General features: G+C 35.6%; 15 protein-coding genes and 4 tRNA genes. 5 read left to right on the top strand and 14 right to left on the bottom strand.

Features of this window, described 5'->3' with window-relative positions; translation table 11 throughout:
• Nucleotides 1–7: 7 nt before the first annotated feature.
• Nucleotides 8–1,576: a DUF4270 family protein gene (locus VUJ46_RS19850; protein ID WP_326982409.1), complete on the bottom strand. Its 1,569-nt coding sequence runs from the start codon at nt 1,574–1,576 to the stop codon at nt 8–10.
• A gap of 12 nt (nt 1,577–1,588) precedes the next feature.
• Entirely contained in the window at nt 1,589–2,359 is a 771-nt protein-coding gene (locus VUJ46_RS19845) for a glycogen/starch synthase (RefSeq protein WP_326982408.1), read from the bottom strand.
• A gap of 171 nt (nt 2,360–2,530) precedes the next feature.
• Between VUJ46_RS19845 and panC the strand changes: the two genes are divergently transcribed.
• Nucleotides 2,531–3,379, top strand: coding sequence for a pantoate--beta-alanine ligase (gene panC / locus VUJ46_RS19840; protein ID WP_326982407.1), 849 nt, complete (start codon nt 2,531–2,533; stop codon nt 3,377–3,379).
• 2,509 nt (nt 3,380–5,888) lie between these two features.
• Here panC and VUJ46_RS19835 read toward each other — a convergent pair.
• The 4 genes from VUJ46_RS19835 to VUJ46_RS19820 all read right to left on the bottom strand — a co-directional run bounded on the left by VUJ46_RS19835 (nt 5,889) and on the right by VUJ46_RS19820 (nt 6,441).
• A tRNA-Lys gene (locus VUJ46_RS19835) sits at nt 5,889–5,961 on the bottom strand.
• A 143-nt stretch (nt 5,962–6,104) separates the two neighbouring features.
• Nucleotides 6,105–6,177: transfer RNA gene (locus VUJ46_RS19830), tRNA-Lys, on the bottom strand.
• 73 nt (nt 6,178–6,250) lie between these two features.
• Nucleotides 6,251–6,333: transfer RNA gene (locus VUJ46_RS19825), tRNA-Leu, on the bottom strand.
• Nucleotides 6,334–6,368: 35 nt separating this feature from the next.
• A tRNA-Lys gene (locus VUJ46_RS19820) sits at nt 6,369–6,441 on the bottom strand.
• 114 nt (nt 6,442–6,555) lie between these two features.
• Between VUJ46_RS19820 and VUJ46_RS19815 the strand changes: the two genes are divergently transcribed.
• Nucleotides 6,556–7,071: a shikimate kinase gene (locus VUJ46_RS19815; RefSeq protein WP_326982406.1), complete on the top strand. Its 516-nt coding sequence runs from the start codon at nt 6,556–6,558 to the stop codon at nt 7,069–7,071.
• Between the two features lie 22 nt (nt 7,072–7,093).
• Here the strand turns inward: VUJ46_RS19815 and VUJ46_RS19810 are convergent, their stop codons facing one another.
• Nucleotides 7,094–7,531, bottom strand: a complete 438-nt coding sequence (locus VUJ46_RS19810; RefSeq protein ID WP_326982405.1) for an RNA-binding S4 domain-containing protein — start codon at nt 7,529–7,531, stop codon at nt 7,094–7,096.
• A 55-nt stretch (nt 7,532–7,586) separates the two neighbouring features.
• On the opposite strand from VUJ46_RS19810, the gene VUJ46_RS19805 reads away from it, so the two are divergent.
• On the top strand, nt 7,587–8,357 hold the full coding sequence (locus tag VUJ46_RS19805; RefSeq protein ID WP_326982404.1) for a hypothetical protein: 771 nt from the start codon (nt 7,587–7,589) through the stop codon (nt 8,355–8,357).
• A 124-nt stretch (nt 8,358–8,481) separates the two neighbouring features.
• Here VUJ46_RS19805 and VUJ46_RS19800 read toward each other — a convergent pair whose 3' ends face one another.
• The 5 genes from VUJ46_RS19800 to VUJ46_RS19780 all read right to left on the bottom strand — a co-directional run bounded on the left by VUJ46_RS19800 (nt 8,482) and on the right by VUJ46_RS19780 (nt 15,429).
• Nucleotides 8,482–9,999: an FMN-binding glutamate synthase family protein gene (locus VUJ46_RS19800; protein WP_326982403.1), complete on the bottom strand. Its 1,518-nt coding sequence runs from the start codon at nt 9,997–9,999 to the stop codon at nt 8,482–8,484.
• 52 nt (nt 10,000–10,051) lie between these two features.
• The gene (gene mtaB / locus VUJ46_RS19795; RefSeq protein ID WP_326982402.1) at nt 10,052–11,398 is read right to left on the bottom strand and encodes a tRNA (N(6)-L-threonylcarbamoyladenosine(37)-C(2))-methylthiotransferase MtaB; all 1,347 of its coding nucleotides are present in this window, start codon (nt 11,396–11,398) and stop codon (nt 10,052–10,054) included.
• Between the two features lie 67 nt (nt 11,399–11,465).
• Nucleotides 11,466–12,056 carry a DUF1572 domain-containing protein gene (locus VUJ46_RS19790; RefSeq protein ID WP_326982401.1) on the bottom strand — a complete coding sequence of 197 codons (591 nt, stop codon included), beginning with the start codon at nt 12,054–12,056 and terminating at the stop codon, nt 11,466–11,468.
• A 323-nt stretch (nt 12,057–12,379) separates the two neighbouring features.
• Nucleotides 12,380–14,476, bottom strand: coding sequence for a gliding motility-associated C-terminal domain-containing protein (locus tag VUJ46_RS19785; protein WP_326982400.1), 2,097 nt, complete (start codon nt 14,474–14,476; stop codon nt 12,380–12,382).
• Between the two features lie 155 nt (nt 14,477–14,631).
• On the bottom strand, nt 14,632–15,429 hold the full coding sequence (locus VUJ46_RS19780; RefSeq protein ID WP_326982399.1) for a hypothetical protein: 798 nt from the start codon (nt 15,427–15,429) through the stop codon (nt 14,632–14,634).
• A gap of 190 nt (nt 15,430–15,619) precedes the next feature.
• Between VUJ46_RS19780 and glgP the strand changes: the two genes are divergently transcribed.
• Nucleotides 15,620–17,287, top strand: coding sequence for an alpha-glucan family phosphorylase (gene glgP / locus VUJ46_RS19775; RefSeq protein WP_326982398.1), 1,668 nt, complete (start codon nt 15,620–15,622; stop codon nt 17,285–17,287).
• 199 nt (nt 17,288–17,486) lie between these two features.
• Here the strand turns inward: glgP and VUJ46_RS19770 are convergent, their stop codons facing one another.
• Together VUJ46_RS19770 and VUJ46_RS19765 are read right to left on the bottom strand one after the other, a co-directional pair.
• The gene (locus VUJ46_RS19770; protein WP_326982397.1) at nt 17,487–17,672 is read right to left on the bottom strand and encodes a DUF6496 domain-containing protein; all 186 of its coding nucleotides are present in this window, start codon (nt 17,670–17,672) and stop codon (nt 17,487–17,489) included.
• A gap of 11 nt (nt 17,673–17,683) precedes the next feature.
• Entirely contained in the window at nt 17,684–18,157 is a 474-nt protein-coding gene (locus VUJ46_RS19765; protein WP_326982396.1) for a hypothetical protein, read from the bottom strand.
• A gap of 122 nt (nt 18,158–18,279) precedes the next feature.
• Between VUJ46_RS19765 and VUJ46_RS19760 the strand changes: the two genes are divergently transcribed.
• Nucleotides 18,280–20,409 (top strand): S9 family peptidase, encoded by a 2,130-nt coding sequence (locus tag VUJ46_RS19760; RefSeq protein WP_326982395.1) that lies wholly within the window; start codon nt 18,280–18,282, stop codon nt 20,407–20,409.
• The last annotated feature ends 53 nt before the right edge of the window (nt 20,410–20,462 follow it).

The following is a 20,462-nucleotide window of genomic DNA, read 5'->3' as shown; positions in this document are numbered from 1 at the left end:
TTTAAATTTATTTTGTTCCGTAAATAACTCTTACCTTTATTCTTTTTGCATTACCTTTATCAGATCCTACAAAAACAGCTCTGTTTCTGTCATAAGCTCTGGAAGTATACTGGTGTCCCACAAGCGCTCCAGTCGAGGTTTGCAAGAAACTTCCCAGATCAATTCTGTAGAACTGCTTAGTGTAATCTACTCCTTCCTTACCCTCAACAATATCTTTAAGAGATTGTGTCACAGTAAATTCATAGTAGGACTGATCTTTATCAAGATTATAGGTTCTGTAAAATGCAAAATTAGGAGCTCCGCCAGCGCCGAGAGTACTCCAGTCTGTTGTAAATGCATACTTGTTAAGCCCCTTGGCAGGATCTTCAACCTCTCCCTGTACAATATTGAACGCAGTTGGTTTGTAATATTTATTTGTCCATGAAGCATCCGTATAGATTCTAATTCTGGCACCAATAATTGCTGCCTTTTTTTCCTGGTACAACTGTTTCAGTGAATCAATTGTAGTTTTTGAGAAATTAACACCGATAGACGCCCCACCCATGCCTTGAGTATACAATTTTGCGTCTCCGTTAGCTTTATCGGCTCCGTTAATCGCGGCTGTATAATTACTGGATCTAGTGTAAGCATAGCTTCCGATATGTGTATTTCCTGAACCTACAGAAAATGTATATGTAGTCTGAGGTCTCGTCGTGGTACCATTTTCCGTTTTATCATTCTTGTAATACATCACAAGTTCCATATCATTGGGACCAAAATTCATTAAATAGCCGTCATTCTCGGCCACAGAAATTCTTAATCCTTTAAAATATCTGATAAAATTAGAGACATCACTTAACTCAGCCTGTCCTTTTTTAGCAATAATTTTATTCTGAAAGAAAGCAGAGTCCAATTTCACTCTGATTCCTACAGCAGACGATGTATAAATTGAAGAAGCATCAGAATCCTTTGTAATGGTTACCAAATTAACGTTCCCATCCAAAACTTTAGAACCGATCTCACTATTTTGGTCGTAAGCATATTCCTTTTTAGAACTGGCTTTGTCAGAGTATCCATTCAGGAATTCGGTAACCTCATGAACTTTTAGCGTCATTGTTTTTTTTGCTTTACCATATCTGTTGATAGGATATGTATTGACCACTTTTTTGGCAGCGATATCTCCCGACGGATCTTTATAAATATAATCTTCATTGGTAGTGGTCGTCACCGAATCAGAAGCATACGTAGGTTTAATCACCAAAACAACCGAGTCTACTTTTGCATTGGTTCCAAAATCCGGTGCATAAGAAGGTAATCTCACCTGGGTAAGGTACGAGGCTTTCTGCATTCCAAACTGACTTTCATCGAAAGCTCCAAGGACAGCAGATCCGAGTTTGGAAGCGTCACTCTGGATACTGTCCAGATTATTGATATTATATCCTATCAGGTCGAATGCGATTTCTTTTCCCTGTGCCGCATCATCCTGAAACAATTGCTCACCCAGGGTATCTGCATCCGGTTCGCAGTTATAAAGCAGGCCACCTCCAAAAATCGCCAAAAAAAGGATAAAGAAATTTCTTTTAATCGTATTAGTCATTACACTGTGTTTTTAATATAATTTGTTTATTGAATCTACATCCAGATATTCAGATTTTTCAGTTGTAGTTTCATTGAAAGCCTTATCCAGTTCTTCATTAAGGAATTCATCCCCTTTTACCACAGCATCAACATAATTCATACTTTCGATCACAAAACTCTGGAAGCTTGGTTTTTCTAACGCTTTTAGTCCAGAAATATTATCAAACTTCAGTTTTTCTTCTACATTGGCACTCAAAGCAGCATCTTTTTCATTATATAATGAAAGAACGATCTTGGCATCTTTGAAATACGTATCTGACTCATAATAGGTTTTAAGATAAATAGGCATGAAAGAAGTCATCCATCCGTTGAGATGAATGATATCAGGTACCCAGTTCAGCTTTTTGATGGTTTCAATAACTCCTCTTGCGAAGAAGATTGCACGTTCATCGTTGTCGTCAAAAGCAGTACCGTCATCTTCGAAATACAATTGTTTTCTTTTGAAATACTCTTCATTATCAATAAAATAAACCTGAAGTCTTTCCCCCGGAAGCGACGCTACTTTAATAATCAGAGGCTGATCGAGATCATTAATAATGATATTCATTCCAGAAAGTCGGATGACCTCATGAAGCTGGAACTTTCTTTCACTTATTTGTCCAAATCTTGGCATAAAAACTCTAACATCATTGCCTTCTTGGTGCATCTTAAGTGCCATTTTGTTAACCAATGTAGCCATGTTTGTGTCTTCCTGATATGGATACATCTCTGTAGTAATGTACAGTATTTTTTGATTCGGCATAAACTTCTATCTAAATTTTTGTAAAATTGCTTTAATGTGCAAAATTACAAAAAAACATCCAACATTATTTTAATTAACATTTTTTTACGAAAATTCAATGACTCAAATTATTAAAACGACAGGATATTATGTGATATTTTTAGTATTTTTGAAATACTATTAGCATAAACTATGGAAGTTTTAAAAAATAAGAAAACACTTCAGGATTTCATTGAAAGACAGAAAGAAATGGGTAAAAGAATAGGATTTGCCCCTACAATGGGTGCCTTACACAATGGGCATTTATCCTTATATGAAGCAGCGAGTAAAGAGAATGACCTGGTGATCTCATCAATTTTTGTTAATCCCACTCAATTTAACAACGCAGAAGACCTTGAAAAGTACCCCAGGGATATCAACAGAGACATTTTAATTCTTAAAAACTCAGGTTTTGTAGATGCGGTATACATCCCGGAAGTTGCCGATATATATCCAGAAAAAGCAGAAAGCTCTCATTATGATTTTGACGGACTGGAAAATGAAATGGAAGGAAAATCCAGACCCGGACATTTTGATGGCGTAGGAACAGTGGTAGAGGAGCTTTTCAGACAGGTACAGCCTGACAATGCCTATTTTGGAGAAAAAGATTTCCAGCAACTCGCTATTATCAAAAAAATGGTAGAAAAGAAAAAAATCCCTGTAAAAATAACAGGAGTCCCTATATTCAGAGCAGAAAACGGACTCGCTTTAAGTTCGAGAAACCAGAGACTTCATGAGGAAAGAAGAGAGGCATCTAAAATCATCTATGAAACCTTAGAAAAAGTTAACAAATGGTTCAATGAATTCTCAGTTACTGAAATAAAAGAAAGAATACAGGATATTTTTGATCAGCAAAAGGGAATGCAACTGGAATATTTTTTAATCGCCAACGAGGAAACCTTACAAGAAACTGATTTTTTCTATAAAGACAAAAATTACAGAGCCTTCATTGTTGTCGTTGTAGACGGAGTGAGATTAATTGATAATATGCATTTGGACTGACACTGAGACTTACGTTAGGCTAAGTTCAAGAAATATATTCCTAATTGATATATAAGCGTCGCTTTTAAGTGACGCTTTTTTTATTTTTCTGATGAATAGGAATAGGAAATACTTATAAAACTTGGGGAGAAATTGTTTATACTATTTTCTTTTTGAATTTACCTTAATAAACCCTGAAGGGGTTAAATATACAGTAGCGTCAGGTGAAGCCCGACGAACAAGTATTTAATGATGATATAACCCCGTATGGTTGAATAATTTAAAGGAAATTTAAAAGATAAAATGGTACTAGATGTATTTTTTGCCATGAATGCACGAATATTTTTATTTCCCATAGATTGATAGGATTTTTGTGGGTGGGGCTGTTTCTGTTGGTTTTTCGCAAAGTCGCAAAGATATTTTTTAATGCTTTATGTTTTTAAGTCGCAAGGATTTTATCAAAGATAAAATTGAGGGCTGCATATTATGGATCAGTATTAAAATTTGGGGAGAAATTGTTTAGATGTATTTTTTGTCACGAATGCACGAATATTTTTATTCCCCACAGATCCTGCTCTATTTGTTGGTTTTTCGCAAAGACGCAAAGATATTTTTTAATACTTTATGTTTTTAAGACGCAAGGATTTTATCAAAGATAAAATTGAGGGCTGCATATTATCACCACGGATACTCGAATATTTTTATTTCCTACAGATCGCCTTTAGATTTTCCACAGATGGTATCGTTGATTTTCTTTGTTTAACCTTTGCGGTCTTTTATAGGTAGAAAGGTTTGGTGAGACTTAAAACGGGAGTTGTCAAAAAACTTGGCGGGGCTTCGTGTTCAATATGTAAAGTGTAAGGAAAAGAATCTGCATCATCTGCAAAATCTGCGAGAGCAAAAAATCTCACCTTACATTATCTAAACTCTTTTGCCTGGTCCCCAACTTTTGTACTTGATCCATTTTGGATCAGTTTCAAAACTTGGGGAGAAATTGTTTAGATGTATTTTTTGTCACGAATGCACGAATATTTTTATTCCCCACAGATCCTGCTCTATTTGTTGGTTTTTCGCAAAGCCGCAAAGATATTTTTTAATGCTTTATGTTTTTAAGCCGCAAGGATTTTATCAAAGATAAAATTGAGGGCTGCATATTATCGCCACGGATACTCGAATATTTTTATTCCCCACAGATCGTGCAGATTTTCAAAGATGCTGCTCTATTTGTTGGTTTTTCGCAAAGCTGCAAAGATATTTTTTAATGCTTTATGTTTTTAAGTCGCAAGGATTTTATCAAAGATAAAATTGAGGGCTGCATATTATCGCCACAGATACTCGAATATTTTTATTCCCCACAGATCGTGCAGATTTTAACAGATGCTGCTCTATTTGTTGGTTTTTCGCAAAGCTGCAAAGATATTTTTTAATGCTTTATGTTTTTAAGTCGCAAGGATTTTATCAAAGATAAAATTGAGGGCTGCATATTATCGCCACAGATACTCGAATATTTTTATTCCCCACAGATCGTGCAGATTTTAACAGATGCTGCTCTATTTGTTGGTTTTTCGCAAAGCCGCAAAGATATTTTTTAATGCTTTATGTTTTTAAGTCGCAAGAATTTTATCAAAGATAAAATTGAGGGCTGCATATTATCGCCACGGATACTCGAATATTTTTATTCCCCACAGATCGTGCAGATTTTAACAGATGCTGCTCTATTTGTTGGTTTTTCGCAAAGCTGCAAAGATATTTTTTAATGCTTTATGTTTTTAAGTCGCAAGGATTTTATCAAAGATAAAATTGAGGGCTGCATATTATCGCCACAGATACTCGAATATTTTTATTCCCCACAGATCGTGCAGATTTTAACAGATGCTGCTCTATTTGTTGGTTTTTCGCAAAGCCGCAAAGATATTTTTTAATGCTTTATGTTTTTAAGTCGCAAGGATTTTATCAAAGATAAAATTGAGGGCTGCATATTATCGCCACGGATGCTCGAATATTTTTATTTCCCACAGATCGCCTTTAGATTTTCCACAGATGATATCGTTGATTTTCTTTGTTTAACCTTTGCGGTCTTTTATAGGGAGAACAGTCTTGTGAGATTTAAAACGGGAGTTGTCAAAAAACTAGGGGTGGCTTTGTGTTCAATATGTAAAGTATAAGGAAAAGAATCTGCATCATTTGCAAAATCTGCGAGAGCAAAAAATTTCACCTTACATAATCTAAACTTTTTTGCCTAGTCCCCAACTTTTGTATTTGATCCAAAAAACTTCAGAATGCAACTCAGAGGAGTCAAAGATAGAAACTTCTTTATATTCAGATTAACCAAACTTTTTGCTTAGCCCCCAACTTTTGCGCCTGATCCACTTTTTCCTTAGTTCCCAAGTTTTGCGTTTGATCCCTTAATCTATTAAATCCAATCAAAAGGACTACAGATATAAAAAAATCAAAGGCTTCTTGAGGAAGCCTTTGAAACACCAAATCACAAAATATTAATATGAAAAAAATTTACTTTTCAGTAAACTTGTGACCCGGCTGGGATTCGAACCCAGGACCCATACATTAAAAGTGTATTGCTCTACCAGCTGAGCTACCGAGTCGGTCACTTTACTCACAAAAACACTAGCATTTTCGTTTTCAAGACTGCAAAGATACAAATAAATTTGCATTTGCAAAAACATTTTAAATTAAAGTTTCCAAAAGAAGCATTGAATTTAAAATACATTACTTTTCAGTAAATTTGTGACCCGGCTGGGATTCGAACCCAGGACCCATACATTAAAAGTGTATTGCTCTACCAGCTGAGCTACCGAGTCGGTCACAATTGTTGTGATAAATATAAAATTAAATTTTAAAGATCACTACAATTATTTACATTGTATTACTGTGTGCCTGCGACTGGACTCGAACCAGCACATCCTTAGGAAACCACCCCCTCAAGATGGCGTGTCTACCAATTTCACCACACAGGCGACAAATTACAAAAATCTAGTAATTTTATCATAAGTGACCCGGCTGGGATTCGAACCCAGGACCCATACATTAAAAGTGTATTGCTCTACCAGCTGAGCTACCGAGTCGGTCACTTAATTAACGATTAACATTGAGATAATGTCCTTCGTTTTTAGTGGTGCAAAGATATGAGTTTTTTCGTTATCTCAAAACTTTTTCGCAAATTTGTTTAAAAAAAATTCATGATAATTTCACTCGTCGGATACATGGGATGCGGCAAATCTCACATTTCCAAAATTTTAAGCGAAAAACTCAATTTTAAATTAATTGACCTTGATAAAGAGATTTCACGAAAAAATAAATTAACAATTCCTGAAATCTTTGAAAAAAAGGGTGAAATTTATTTTAGAAAGCTTGAAAGGGAGGCTCTGGAAGAAATTCTGGCAAGCGAAGAAAATGTAGTTTTAAGCCTAGGCGGCGGCACTCCGGTGTACTACAATAATATGGATATTATTAATATTAATTCCAAAAGCGTGTTTTTAAGGGCTTCTGTATCCACCTTAGCGGAAAGACTCTCAAAGCAAAAAGAAAAAAGACCTCTCATTGCCAACATCTCAGGAGAAGATCTCCCAGAATTTATTGCCAAACATTTATTTGAAAGAAATGCATTTTACAGTAAAGCTCAATTTAGTGTAGGAACGGACAGCAGAGAGCCGGAAGACATTGTAAATGAAATTATAGAAAAGCTCTATCTCTAGAGCTTTTCTGTAATTTAGGATGCTAATCTTCATTTTCCGCATCTTCCCCCGTTTCACCAAAGAAATCGTCCCAGTCTGTAAAGTCTGCAGTTACGTCATTTTCCACATAATCATCCATTTCACGACGGTCTTTTTTGGTAGGTCTCCCCTCGCCTTTTATTCTGTAATAATTTTGAGAATCTTTTCTTAACTTAAGTAATTCATACTGCTCTTTATCTGTTACATCTTTTATATGGAGCGGAACAAGCTTAGCCCCTATTCTGCTTTTCGGGATCTGAATGACTTTTATTTTATAATCAATTTGATTTTTACGAATCTTAATCGTATCTCCCTCTTTTACCTCCTTCGATGACTTTACGGCAGATTCTCCAATTGAAACCCTGTTCTTCTTAATCTCCTCTGCAGCAATACTTCGCGTTTTATAGAAACGAATGCTCCATAAAAATTTATCTATTCTCATAATTTTTTATACTTTTGCCGTTATATTATTTGTAAAGTAATTAAAGTTTTTTGAAATGAAAAAAATATTTTTATATATCCTTGCAGGATCATTGTGCTTCACTGCTTGTAAAAAAGATGATGATGATACGACTACCTACGTAGAACCAAGTGATATTGCAACACAAAACACTTATGACGATCAGTCTATTACCAAGTTTTTAGATGAAAATTATTTAGACACTCAGGGAAATATAAAAGCATTTAGTGCAACAGATACTGCAGATGATCATCAGACAAAATTAAGTGCGATGATTCCGGCGCCTGTAAAATTATCTTCAGGAGTTGTGTATATTGTGAGAAAAGGAGCACAACCAGATGATTCTGCAACTCCAACTACAGGGACAACCATTGGGGATGATGATAAAATTACCATTCTGACAAGAGCTAAAACTTATCTTGCCGCTAATACAGATGGAAATGTGGCATTTATTTCCGGGACTAATATGACCGGATATAATTCTCTTGAAGAATCAGGCTCCCCCTTAGTAGACCCTATGTTTTATTATGTAAAACAGACTGTTTTAGACGCAGCTACCACAGATGCCTCCAAGCAGAGAAGTTACTACGAAATAGAAGGTTTTCAGGAAGCCATCAGAAAATTTAAGGCATTCGACTTACCTAATGGGGCTCCTTATAATCTACAAGGGGTAATTATTGTTCCTTCAAGAGCTGCTTTTGCTAGAGATTCACATTATAATTACAGCGGCTACTCTTTCAGAAACAGGACTTTTGTTTTCAATTTTCAGGTGTACAAAACAGAAGCAAGACCTGCAGGAGAAAAATAAGCTATATCATTTAAGAATTACATAAAGCAAAACCACTTCGTAGCGAAGTGGTTTTTTATTTTTATAACTGAGAGTCTGCTTAAAATTTTATTGACGTATTTATTACTTTATCTTCCGTTTCTTCTTAATATCGAGCTTTCTGCTTTACATTTCCTAAGATATCCGGGAAATAAAGATCTGCTAGGTGGTCAAATTCATCCCCTCTCATAAACATGGAGGCATCTACCTCATCGTAAGAGCTTTTTCCTGCTGCTGCAATTAATTCATTACAAGTGTGAAGCGTATTTTTATGAAAATGATAGACTCTTTCTGCTTTATCTGTTACATCAAGCCCTTTAATCAACATTTTATCCTGAGTAGCCACACCCGTCGGACATTTATTATTATTACATCTTAGTGCCTGAATACAGCCTAATGAGAACATAAAGCCTCTCGCGTTGTTACACATATCCGCTCCCATTGCAACCGCTCTCAGAATATCAAGGCTTGTCAAAACTTTTCCGCTGGCAATAACTCTTAATTTATTTCTTAAATTATAATTATTCAACGTTCTGTTGACAAAAATCAAGGCTGGTTCTAAAGGCATTCCGACACCGTCTGAGAATTCTGGTGGCGCTGCTCCGGTTCCTCCTTCTGCTCCATCGATAGTAATAAAATCAGGATAAATTTTCAAGACGTTCATCTGAACACAGATATCTTCAAACTCTTTAGTATCTCCGATACAAAGCTTAAACCCAACAGGTTTTCCTCCTGAAAGTTCTCTTAATTGTTGCACAAATCTTAATAATTCTGCTGCATTAGAAAAAGCAGAATGCGATGGTGGAGAAATAATCGTCATTCCGGGTGTGACGTGACGAATTTTTGCAATTTCCGGTGTATTTTTTACGCCCGGTAAAACTCCTCCGTGACCAGGTTTTGCACCTTGAGATAATTTAATTTCAACCATTTTTACATTTGGAAGTGTAGAATATTTTGTAAATAATTCCGGATTAAATTTTCCTTCGTCATCACGACAACCGAAATATCCGGTTCCGATTTGCCAGCAAAGATCTCCACCTTCCAAATGATGGGGAGAAATTCCTCCTTCACCTGTATTATGATAAAAATTTCCCTTTTTAGCTCCTTTGTTCAACGAAATCTGTGCTCTGTCACTTAAAGCTCCAAAACTCATCGCTGAAATATTGAACAATGAAGCATGATAGGGCTGTGTACACTGCTCTCCTCCTACCCAAACTCTTGGAAGCTCTTCTGATGGAGATTTAGCATAAATAGAATGCTTAATTCCTTCATATTTTCTGTGATTCACTTCAAGCTGAGTTCCAAAAGGTACCGTGTCACTCAAATTTTTAGAACGTCTGTATACTGCAGAACGCTGATTTCTTGGAAACGGTTTCCCGTCGGTTTCCCTTTCGATGAAGTACTGCTGCATTTCCGGAGAAATACCTTCAAAGAAGTACCGGAAGTATCCCAATACCGGAAAGTTCCTCAGAATAGCATGTTTCGACTGGTAAGTGTTGTAGACTCCCAATGCGTAAATTGCGGATAGCAGCGTCGGTATCCAATAATGCGCTCTTATTAGTATCGCTACAACCCATGTAGCAATCACTAATACAATCCCCCAAGATAAAAACTTATCTCTCATGAATGTCGTATTTTAAGTTAAAAATAAATTTAGTGGAAATTTTGCAAAGAGACTATGCTTTTGCTAAAAAACTTTCGTAAGAAGATTGCACAGAAACCGTGCCATCTGACAGGATTTTTTCTAAATTCAGAAATTCGATTTGATTGACAGATGCTTGATCAAAATCTTTTTGCACTCTCACATAATTTTCTGTGAAGCCATACATTTTTCCGTCTTTATTTTCGTGCTCCCAAAGCACAGGAAGCGTCTTTCCAAGCTGGGTTTGATAGAATGCCATTTTTTTCTTTTCAGATAAAATTCTCAGCATTTTATTTCTTTTCTTTCTCTCAGGAATCGGGACAACGCCCTCCATTCCTACAGCTTCTGTGTTTTCTCTTTCAGAATATGTGAAAACGTGAAGATAAGTAATCGGAAGATCATTCAGGAAATTATAGGTTTCCATGAATCTTTCTTCAGTTTCACCAGGGAAACCAACAATTACATCAACACCAATAGCCGCATGAGGCATTACCTCGCGGATTTTGTTTACTCTATCGTTATAAAGCTTCGTCAGATAACGACGCTTCATTTTTTTCAATAAATCATCACTTCCCGATTGCAAAGGAATGTGAAAATGCGGAACAAAACTTTTGCTTTTAGAAACCAATTCAATGCTTTCATCTTTCAAAAGATTCGGTTCGATGGAAGAAATACGGATTCTTTCGATGCCTTCAACCTGATCTAATTCTGAAATTAAATCTAAAAAAGTATGTTCGTGTCTTTTGTTTCCGAATTCACCTTTACCGTAATCACCAATGTTTACACCCGTTAAAACAATTTCTTTGATGTCTTTGGCTGCAATTTCGGTAGCATTTTTCAACACATTACCGATGGTATCAGAACGAGAAATCCCTCTTGCTAAAGGAATTGTACAATAGGTACATTTGTAATCACAACCATCCTGAACTTTCAAAAAAGCTCTGGTTCTGTCGCCGATGGAATAACTTCCGATAAAGAAATCGGTTTCTTCAATTTCGCAAGAATGAACGATTCCTTCACTTTCAGATTTCTCCAAATCATCAAGATAACTTAGAATATTGAATTTTTCTTTGGCTCCAAGAACCAAATCTACTCCGTCGATTTGTGAAATTTCTTCAGGTTTCAGCTGTGCATAACATCCAACGATCACCACCAACCCTTCAGGATTGGCTTTCATGGCTCTTTTTACGTGAAGTTTACATTCACGATCTGCGTTTTCTGTTACCGAACAAGTATTGATTACGTAAACATTTGCCTTATCATCAAAACTTACCTTATCGTAACCAGCATCTGTTAATTGACGGGCAATAGTAGATGTTTCCGCAAAATTTAATTTGCAGCCAAGGGTGTGAAATGCGGCAGTTCTCTGAAAAGTTGACATTATTTACTCCTGAATTTTAATGGGTGCAAAGATAGTAATTTTAATATGATTTTTAAATTGATTCAATCTATTGCTTAAATTCATCCCTAACTTCGGAACTATTTTGATAGCAAACCGGCGAAGAATTTGAATCCAAATCATTAACAGAGAATTGATTTTTCATTTCGGAATTAAACTCTTGAGATTTATTTTTTGCAATAGAAAGTGTTTTCCAGTGATCATTTTTCAACATTTTTGCGATGTAAACGATTTGTCCGATATGATAAGGATAATGCGCTAATTGTCGGAAAACCGCATCAATTACGGAATGTGCTTCATTTCTGATATAAATAGTTGAATATAAATTTTCATCAGTAATCTGATTTAAAGCATCGAAAAGACATTTCCAGCCTTTTTCCCAATATTCTAAAACTTCCTGTTTGGTTTTAAAGGTATTTATAAACTCTTCGTCTCGATTTCGCCAAGGTTTTTCTCCGTCTTCGGTTAGAAAGTTCGTCCATCTGGATAGCATATTTCCCGCAACATGCTTTACAATAACGGCTATGGAATTACTTTCTTCATTGAATTGCCAAAAAATCTGTTCATCTGATAATTGATCGAATGATTGATCACTCAATATTTTATAATAGTCAAAACGTTTTATGAATAGCTCTTTCATGAGTTTAAATTTGAATATCTAAGTTAAAGATTTTCATAAGAATAAAATGACTAATCTTGAAAAAATGACGACTTCCCTAGCCCTGATCGCAGCATTTGTTTGAGCTCATTTCTTATATTTTTCGGCTCGGGCGGGCAAAGCCCGCCCAAGCCGAAAAATATAAGAAATAGCGAGTGCGAAGAGCAGGAAATAGCTTCTAAAAATTAAGTTATAGAGTACTAGAGTTTAGGACTTACTATATTATTATAGATTCTCGATCTTTACATTAACCAAAAAACCGCCACATGGGTGACGGTTATCCTAGTTTTATTTTAAAAATCAGTTTAATCTCTGTTTTTTACCATGACCCAACCGGAATATTTGATTTGGGTATTCTTTTTATCATTTTCATTCCATGTTACAGAATACCAGTAGGTGCCGGTTGAAACTTTTTTACCACCAATGGTTCCGTCCCATGTATAATTGTTGAATCTATCGGCTTGGAAAACCTTATTTCCGTAGCGATCAAAAATATTGAAGGTTAAATTTTGTTTATTGCCCAATGCTGTATAATCAATCACATCATTTATTCCGTCTCCGTTTGGTGTAATGACATTGGTAAGATTAGGAACAACAATGGTAACATCCACAGGTTCGCAATCATAAGAATCTTTCACATATATCATATGATCGCCTCTTGTCACTTTAGAGAAAACATTAGAATCTTGCCAATTCACATTATCCATCGAATATTTATAAGCCGGAGTTCCTCCGATAACATTTATCGTGACCGTGCTAGTTGAAATATCAATAGTAGAAATCACAGGCTGATCGGAAGGAATTACTTTTACGTGCTGAGTAGTAATACAATCGCCAGTTTTCAGCTTCACCCAATACGTTCCCACTCCAACATTTGTAATCGACTGTGTTTTTGCTCCTGTACTCCATTCATAATCACTAAAGCCGGATCCGGCATCCAGTGTTGTGGTATCTTCTATACAGATTATTTTATCTTTTAAGACAGATGAAAAAACCGGAGCAATCACTTCCAGACTGACTTTCGCAATAGCATAACATCCCTGAGCATTGGTGACTTTTATATAAGCAAATCCGTTTGGAGCAATGTAAGCAGTGGGAGTTGCAATAGGATTTGTTCCGTTGATTGCATCTGTTAATGTAGGATAGTATGATTTAATAATTCCGAGTTGAGAAGAAACTGCCGCCACAGTAAGGTTGAAGGAAGCCGTTAAAGGATCTCTTTCCAGGAAACAGGTTCTCAAAGTAGCATCATTTACCACAACAACAGGATGAAATTTCAGGGTAATTACCGCATTGGCAACACATCCGTATAAAGACGTTATTTTTACATAAACTGTTCCTTCTGCAGACACATATGCTGTAGGATTCAAAATTTCATTTGTTCCTGCATTCAGATTTGCCATGGAAGAATAATACTTCTTAACCGCAGTAGGATCTCCAAAAACTCCAGCTATTGTTAGATCAAAAGTCGCCGTTCCCGCGTTGTTATTATTACAACTGTATATCGTCACGTTTGTTCCACTGATATTTCCTTGTTTAAATTTAAATGCACCAACCTGCCTACAAGAATTAATAGGATTATTGGGATTTGTAGGATCTTCATAATGTATACTGTAAAAATAAGTTGCAGTAGTACTTACCGTAATAGGCGCCAAAATAGGGCTTGCTCCGGAAAGCGCATCGTTCTGTGTTGTATGATAAGTAATAAAGAAATTCGGATTTCCATTCAGAATTCCCGGAGTTAAAGTACTGAAATCAAAAATCGCGGGTGTATTGCATATAATAATCTCTCTGGGATCAGCAGGATTTGCTGCCGGACTTCCCGGAGGATTAAAAGGATGAGGCTGAATTGCAGGATCTATAAATGGCGATGCCAAAGTAGCTGTTCCGCCCCAAGTCAACGAAAACGGAGCCATCGTAGGATTAATCGCATCCACCCAGTTATCAATATATAAATAATACGTTTGCCCGGGCAGCACATCCATATATTGACAATAAGGAGTGTAAGACCCACCAGCCGCACTGATAATAGTGCTTGTCATATTCATACCCGTTGCTGCTCCTACCGTAAATACGGTTGCCGCATTACAACGAATGGGAGTACCCAGCGCACCACAGGTAACATTCGGACCATAAATAGCCCAGTCATAATCTGCATCAGGATCTGTGGGAAGCAGGTCAAAAGTTAATGTACCGGCTGTAGCAATGGTGATTTTATACCAAATAGAATTGTGTTCTCCCGTTGTAAGGCATCCTCCGAGTGTTTCATTCACATTGCCAACTCCAGAGGGAGAATAGGTAATATCAGAATTTCCACAAACCGATAATGCAGTTGAACAATCTGCTTGCGAAAAAAATATCTGAGAAATACATACAAGTAAAATGAGTAGAATTTTTTTCATATATAATTTTTTTCAGGGTTATTAGCGCCAACGTAAAATGGTGTATATCAAATATAAGCATTTTTTCAACCAACAATAACAATATTTAAAAAAATTACATATTTATATGCGAAATATTAAAAATTAACTCTAGTTAAAAATCGAAACAACAACAATTACTTTATACTCGTGATATTTCCGCAAAGATTCTCTAAATGAAAAATCTTATGAAAAGGGCTTTTCACTTCATGCAAATGTTCCTTATCCTGAATAAAAGTATATCGTGAAGCCAAAGAATTCATATCTGAAACAATTACCAGCCAACATTCATCTACAGAAGTATCGTAATAAGGAAATTTTTCATTCTTTTTTTCTATCAACTCTAAAATTTTCTCCGAACACAGCTCATCAAAAAGATTCATATTATATTCGTGAGTAATGAAAACATTTCTACGATGAAAAGATTTTCGCAAACTTTTTAGACAACCCACAGGTTTTCCTTTTTTAATACTTTTATAAATAAAATGAATTATTTCCTGTTGTTGTTCAAGATTATCAAACTTCAGATTAGGATGAAATTCTAAAAAATAAACACCACGATATTTCGTAGTGTCTTCTTGTTCTAACAATATTTCAGCCTGACGGAAAATTTTATTTAAGTTGCTTTCCACCTTTTTCATTTCAAGATGGTTGATGACCTCAGTCAATTCAATTCCTATTTTTTTGTCGTTGAATTTTGCGATAAAGTCGGGACTTTCGCAGGTAAGGTTTTCGAACTGAACTTCGGGAAAATGATGCATAAAAGAATTCAGCAGCAAAATTTCAGACTTCTTTTTATACTTTTCACGGTCGTGAAGCGGAGATTCGTCTATTTTGCGGTGATACTTTTCAATCGGCTTTTTTTTCAAATATCGATTGAGATAATATAAGCTCAGATTCTTGATCAAATCTTCATCGGAAAATGCCTTTTTCATGTGCTTATCTTTTAAGGGTTGTTGAGACACACGAAACCTTCGGTTTCTTTTGATTATCAAAAATTTATATTTTAAAGTTAAGTAAAAAAACTATTCAACAGATACTTTTTAAATTAATTTATCAGATAATTAACATATAGTTTATTTTCATAATTAATACCTTTGCCCCTTCAAATATAAACTGTGATTTATGGATTTTAAAAATTTTAAAATACCGTATAGTGTTAATCCACAATACTCTAAAAAAGTAGCCTACTTTTCGATGGAATTCGCCATTGAGCAGGTACTAAAAATATATTCCGGAGGTTTGGGATTTTTAGCGGGCTCTCACATGAGAAGTGCTTACAATCTTAAACAGGATCTTGTAGGCATCGGGATTCTCTGGAAATTCGGATATTATGATCAGGCGAGAAACCATGATCAGACTTTACAGCCAACCTGGACGAAAAAAATGTACAGTTTTCTGGAAGACACAGGCATTAAATTTCAAATCGAAATTCACAGCGCTCCGGTTTGGGTGAAGGTTTGGTATCTTGATCCCGAAACGTTCAACACAGCTCCTATGTTTTTCCTTTCGACGGATGTTCCTGAAAACGATCATATTTCAAAAACGATTTGTCATAAATTGTATGATGCGAACGAATCTACAAAACTGGCGCAGTACATTTTATTAGGAAAAGGTGGCGCAAAATTGTTAGATGAAATGAACATTGAAAGAGATGTTTATCATTTAAATGAAGCTCACGGACTTCCTGCTGCTTTCCATTTGTTGAAAAAATATAATGGAGATTTAAATAAGGTTAAAGAAAAACTGGTTTTCACCACGCACACTCCTGAAGAAGCCGGAAACGAAAAACATAATTTCAAGCTATGCTACGATATGTCTTATTTTTCAGGCTTCAGCATGGAAGATGTGAAAAGAATCGAAGGTTCTGATGACGATCGTTTTAACCATTCTCTTTGTGCTTTGAAAATGGCGAGAGTGGCCAACGGAGTTTCTCAGCTTCACGGCGTAGTTTCCAGAGCGATGTGGAGTAAATATCCAGGAATTTGTGAAATTACTTCAATCACGAATGCTCAGGAATTTAAATATTGGGCAGACAAGCCGCTTTATAACGCTAAAGATGAGCGTAACGATACTTTATTCGATTACAGAAAAAAACATTTGAAGAAAAGATTATTTAAAATTGTTGCAGACCAAACGGGAAATTTATTTAATCCAAATGTTTTCACCATTGTTTGGGCGAGAAGATTTGCGGGTTACAAACGTGCCGACCTTCTTCTACACGATAAAGACAGATTTTACAGACTTTTAAATAATCCAAAATATCCGGTGCAGATTATCTGGGCAGGAAAACCTTATCCGATGGATTATTCTGCGATTTCTACGTTCAATTCTCTGGTTGAAGAAAGTAAAAATCATAAAAACATGGCGGTTCTTACAGGTTACGAATTGTCTTTGAGTAAATCTTTAAAGCAAGGTGCTGATCTTTGGTTGAATAATCCTAGAGTTCCGAGAGAAGCTTCAGGAACTTCAGGAATGACGGCCTCAATGAACGGATCGATCAATCTTTCTACAGACGATGGCTGGATTCCTGAGTTTGCTAAGCATGGCGAAAATTCTTTCGTTGTTCCAAAAGCAGATTACATGAACATGAGCATTTACGAACAGGATAATTATGATTTAAACAAATTATATGAAATTCTTGAAAACGAAATTCTTACAACCTATTATGATAAGCCTGATGCTTGGAGAAAAATCCAGCACAATTCAATGAACGATGTGAAAGATCAGTTCAATAGTGATAGAATGGCAGATGAATATTATCGCGTGATGTATAATTACAAAGGATTTTAATTGAAAAAAGTTAAAATAGAGCTTCGTCACTTCGAGTAAATTTTGAAAAAATAGTATCGAGAAGTTTATTTTAATTAAAAAGTTCTCAATACATTTTTCTACATTTTATTTCGAAAATACTCAAACAGACGAAACGAATACATTAACTACATCATAAAAAAATCGGTTTGAAAAATGTACAAGCCGATTTTTATTTACACTATTCTTTTTTCTTTTTAGGAACTTTTAGTCCTGCTTCTTTGGCTTCAGAAATACCGATGGCAATGGCCTGTTTTCTGTCGGTCACTTTTTGTCCGGAAGAAGATTTCAGCTTTCCTTCCTTGAATTCGTGCATTACTTCTCCAATTTTGTCCTGAGCTTTTTCTGAATATTTGGTCTTGCTCATAATTTCATTTTTTAAGATTTGGGTAAAGCTACTCCGATTTCAAATACGTGAGCATGCTTTAAGTATTTAGATCTTTCTCTGGATGTTACCGATTCAAAATGATCATTTTTGATCACAATGATGGGGTCTTCCGTATTCTCAATTTCAAAACTTGCGAAATACCGTTCTTCTGGTGAAGCCTGTTGCTGACTGGCTTTTATTTTTTGCAATTCATCAGCATATTTCCTGAATCCCGGATCTGAAGAGTGTATGAACTTGTACTCCTCGCCTGCATTTACGTAATAATGCAGTTTTTTTTCTATCAAACCCGCTTCACCGCTAATTACCGGATTATCATTTCCATCTTTAAAACCAACTTCTACCAAAGTTCCTCCCTTGCTTTTTGCACATTCTTCAGCATCTTTAAAACTTGAAAAGCCAGTATAAACAATCTGGTCATTTAAGACATAACGGTTAAGTTTTTGGTCAAAAGCATTCGTTTCCATAATTATAATTTGATTTGATTATACTATGTGATATTCAATTTTTCTGCCAAAGAATCAAATAGAAAAGGTTTTTAATACGTCTTGATAAAATTATTATCTTTGAGTTCTCTTTAAAATTAGAAATGAAAAAATTCTTACTTACGCTCACCGTAGCTGCTATCTTTCAAAATTTATCAGCACAGGAAATTACTTTAGATAAAATATACTCAGGATATTACCGCGGAAAAGGCATTGCCGGAATCACTTCCATGAAAAATGGGGAAAACTATTTGGTGATCGAACAAGGCGGGATTGCAAAATATTCTTACAAAACTTCTCAAAAAGAAGGAAATTTGGTAGACGGACAATTCGAAAGCTACGAATTTTCTGACGATGAGTCTAAAATCCTTTTACAAAAGGGAAGTCAGCCTATTTACAGACATTCATTTTTAGGGGTTTTTGATGTTAAAGATCTTAAATCAGGAAAAACAGTTTCTTTAAATGAAGGAAAGCCCGTTCAGGAACCGAGATTTTCTCCAGATGCAACAAAAGTCGCTTTTATAGTGGATAATAATCTGTTTTATCAGGATTTAAATTCAGGAAAAATCACACAGATTACGCAACACGGCGTTAAAAATAAAATTTTAAATGGTCTTGCTGACTGGGTGTACGAGGAAGAATTCGGGCACGCAAGATTGTACGAGTGGACGAAAAATTCAGATGCAATTCTTTTTGTAAAATTAGACGAAACCGAAGTTCCGGAAATCTACATTCCTATTTACGGAAAGACACTTTACCCAAGCGAAATGCGTTATAAATATCCGAAAGCAGGAGAAAAAAATTCGGTAGCTTCGGCTCATATTTATCAGTTGAGCGACGGTAAAAAAACGAAAGTTAATTTAGACAGTTTTAAGCATTATTATATTCCAAACGTTATTCAGACAGCGAAAGCAGACGAAATTGTTTTGATCACTTCTGACAGAATTCAAAATGCTTCTGATGTGTTGAAAGTGAATACAAAAACGGGAGCTGTTCAGAAATTATTCACCGAAACGGATGACAAATGGATCGATACCGACAGTCCAACTTTGGAATTTTTAGAAGACAATTCTTTCCTTTGGGGTTCTGAAAGAGATGGAAACCGCCATTTATATTGGTATGACAAAGATGGTAAGCTGAAAAAACAGGTGACAAAAGGAAACTGGGAAGTAACAGATTATTACGGATTTAATCCAAAATCTAAAGAAATCTACGTTCAGACCACTGAAAAAGGAAGCATCAACAAAGTGGTTTCTAAAGTGAATATCGAAAACGGAAAAACTCAGTTGATTTCTAATGCAGAAGGAAATAATTCAGCAAACTTCAGCAAAAACTATAATTATTTCATTGAAACATCTTCTACCGCTGCAAAACCTTATACTTTTGTTTTAAAAGACGGAAATGGCAAAACGGTAAAAGAACTTCAGAATAATAATGATCAACTTCAGAAATTAAAAGCTGACAATTTTACAGAAAAAGAATTTATTACGATTCCAAACGATGCCGGAGATCAAATGAATGCTTGGATTATCAAGCCTAAAAACTTTGATAAAAACAAAAAATATCCATTGTTCATGTTCCAATATTCTGGTCCGGGATCTCAACAAGTTGCTAATTCTTGGGACAACGGAAACGGAATTTGGTTTGAAATGCTGGCACAAAAAGGTTATATCGTAGCTTGTGTTGACGGACGTGGAACAGGTTACAAAGGGGCTAAATTCAAGAAGGTAACCTACATGAATTTAGGAAAATATGAAATTGAAGATCAGATTACTGCAGCAAAATGGTTTGGAAATCAATCATACATCGACAAATCAAGAATCGGAATGTTCGGATGGAGCTTCGGAGGTTATATGACCAGTTTGGCAATGACCAAAGGTGCAGATGTTTTCAAAATGGGAATCGCGGTGGCGCCGGTGACGAACTGGAGATATTATGACTCAGTTTACACAGAAAGATTTTTAAGAACTCCGCAGGAAAATCCTGATGGATATGATAAAAACTCACCGACTGAATATGCGAATTTGTTGAAAGGTAAATTCTTATTAATCCACGGAACGGCCGATGATAACGTACATTTCCAAAATTCAATGGAATTCTCGGAAGCTTTAATTCAAAATAAAAAACAGTTTGATTTTATGGCGTATCCTGACAAAAACCACGGAATTTATGGCGGACAAACAAGACCGCAATTGTATCAGAAAATGACTGATTTTATTTTGGAGAATCTGTAATTTCCGATAAAATTTAAACATAAAAAAACCGAATCTCTTTTTTAGGATTCGGT

It is taken from the genome of Chryseobacterium sp. MYb264 (genome assembly GCF_035974275.1).
Taxonomy (GTDB): Bacteria; Bacteroidota; Bacteroidia; order Flavobacteriales; family Weeksellaceae; genus Chryseobacterium.
The sequence above is the reverse complement of the archived record's forward strand: the minus strand, read 5'-3'. Positions and strand labels throughout refer to the sequence as shown.

Coding starts and splice junctions, on each gene's coding strand:
- VUJ46_RS19850 (WP_326982409.1), bottom strand. CDS start 1,576: ATGACTAATACGATTAAAAGAAATTTCTTTATCCTTTTTTTGGCGATT.
- VUJ46_RS19845 (WP_326982408.1), bottom strand. CDS start 2,359: ATGCCGAATCAAAAAATACTGTACATTACTACAGAGATGTATCCATAT.
- panC (WP_326982407.1), top strand. CDS start 2,531: ATGGAAGTTTTAAAAAATAAGAAAACACTTCAGGATTTCATTGAAAGA.
- VUJ46_RS19815 (WP_326982406.1), top strand. CDS start 6,556: ATGATAATTTCACTCGTCGGATACATGGGATGCGGCAAATCTCACATT.
- VUJ46_RS19810 (WP_326982405.1), bottom strand. CDS start 7,531: ATGAGAATAGATAAATTTTTATGGAGCATTCGTTTCTATAAAACGCGA.
- VUJ46_RS19805 (WP_326982404.1), top strand. CDS start 7,587: ATGAAAAAAATATTTTTATATATCCTTGCAGGATCATTGTGCTTCACT.
- VUJ46_RS19800 (WP_326982403.1), bottom strand. CDS start 9,999: ATGAGAGATAAGTTTTTATCTTGGGGGATTGTATTAGTGATTGCTACA.
- mtaB (WP_326982402.1), bottom strand. CDS start 11,398: ATGTCAACTTTTCAGAGAACTGCCGCATTTCACACCCTTGGCTGCAAA.
- VUJ46_RS19790 (WP_326982401.1), bottom strand. CDS start 12,056: ATGAAAGAGCTATTCATAAAACGTTTTGACTATTATAAAATATTGAGT.
- VUJ46_RS19785 (WP_326982400.1), bottom strand. CDS start 14,476: ATGAAAAAAATTCTACTCATTTTACTTGTATGTATTTCTCAGATATTT.
- VUJ46_RS19780 (WP_326982399.1), bottom strand. CDS start 15,429: ATGAAAAAGGCATTTTCCGATGAAGATTTGATCAAGAATCTGAGCTTA.
- glgP (WP_326982398.1), top strand. CDS start 15,620: ATGGATTTTAAAAATTTTAAAATACCGTATAGTGTTAATCCACAATAC.
- VUJ46_RS19770 (WP_326982397.1), bottom strand. CDS start 17,672: ATGAGCAAGACCAAATATTCAGAAAAAGCTCAGGACAAAATTGGAGAA.
- VUJ46_RS19765 (WP_326982396.1), bottom strand. CDS start 18,157: ATGGAAACGAATGCTTTTGACCAAAAACTTAACCGTTATGTCTTAAAT.
- VUJ46_RS19760 (WP_326982395.1), top strand. CDS start 18,280: ATGAAAAAATTCTTACTTACGCTCACCGTAGCTGCTATCTTTCAAAAT.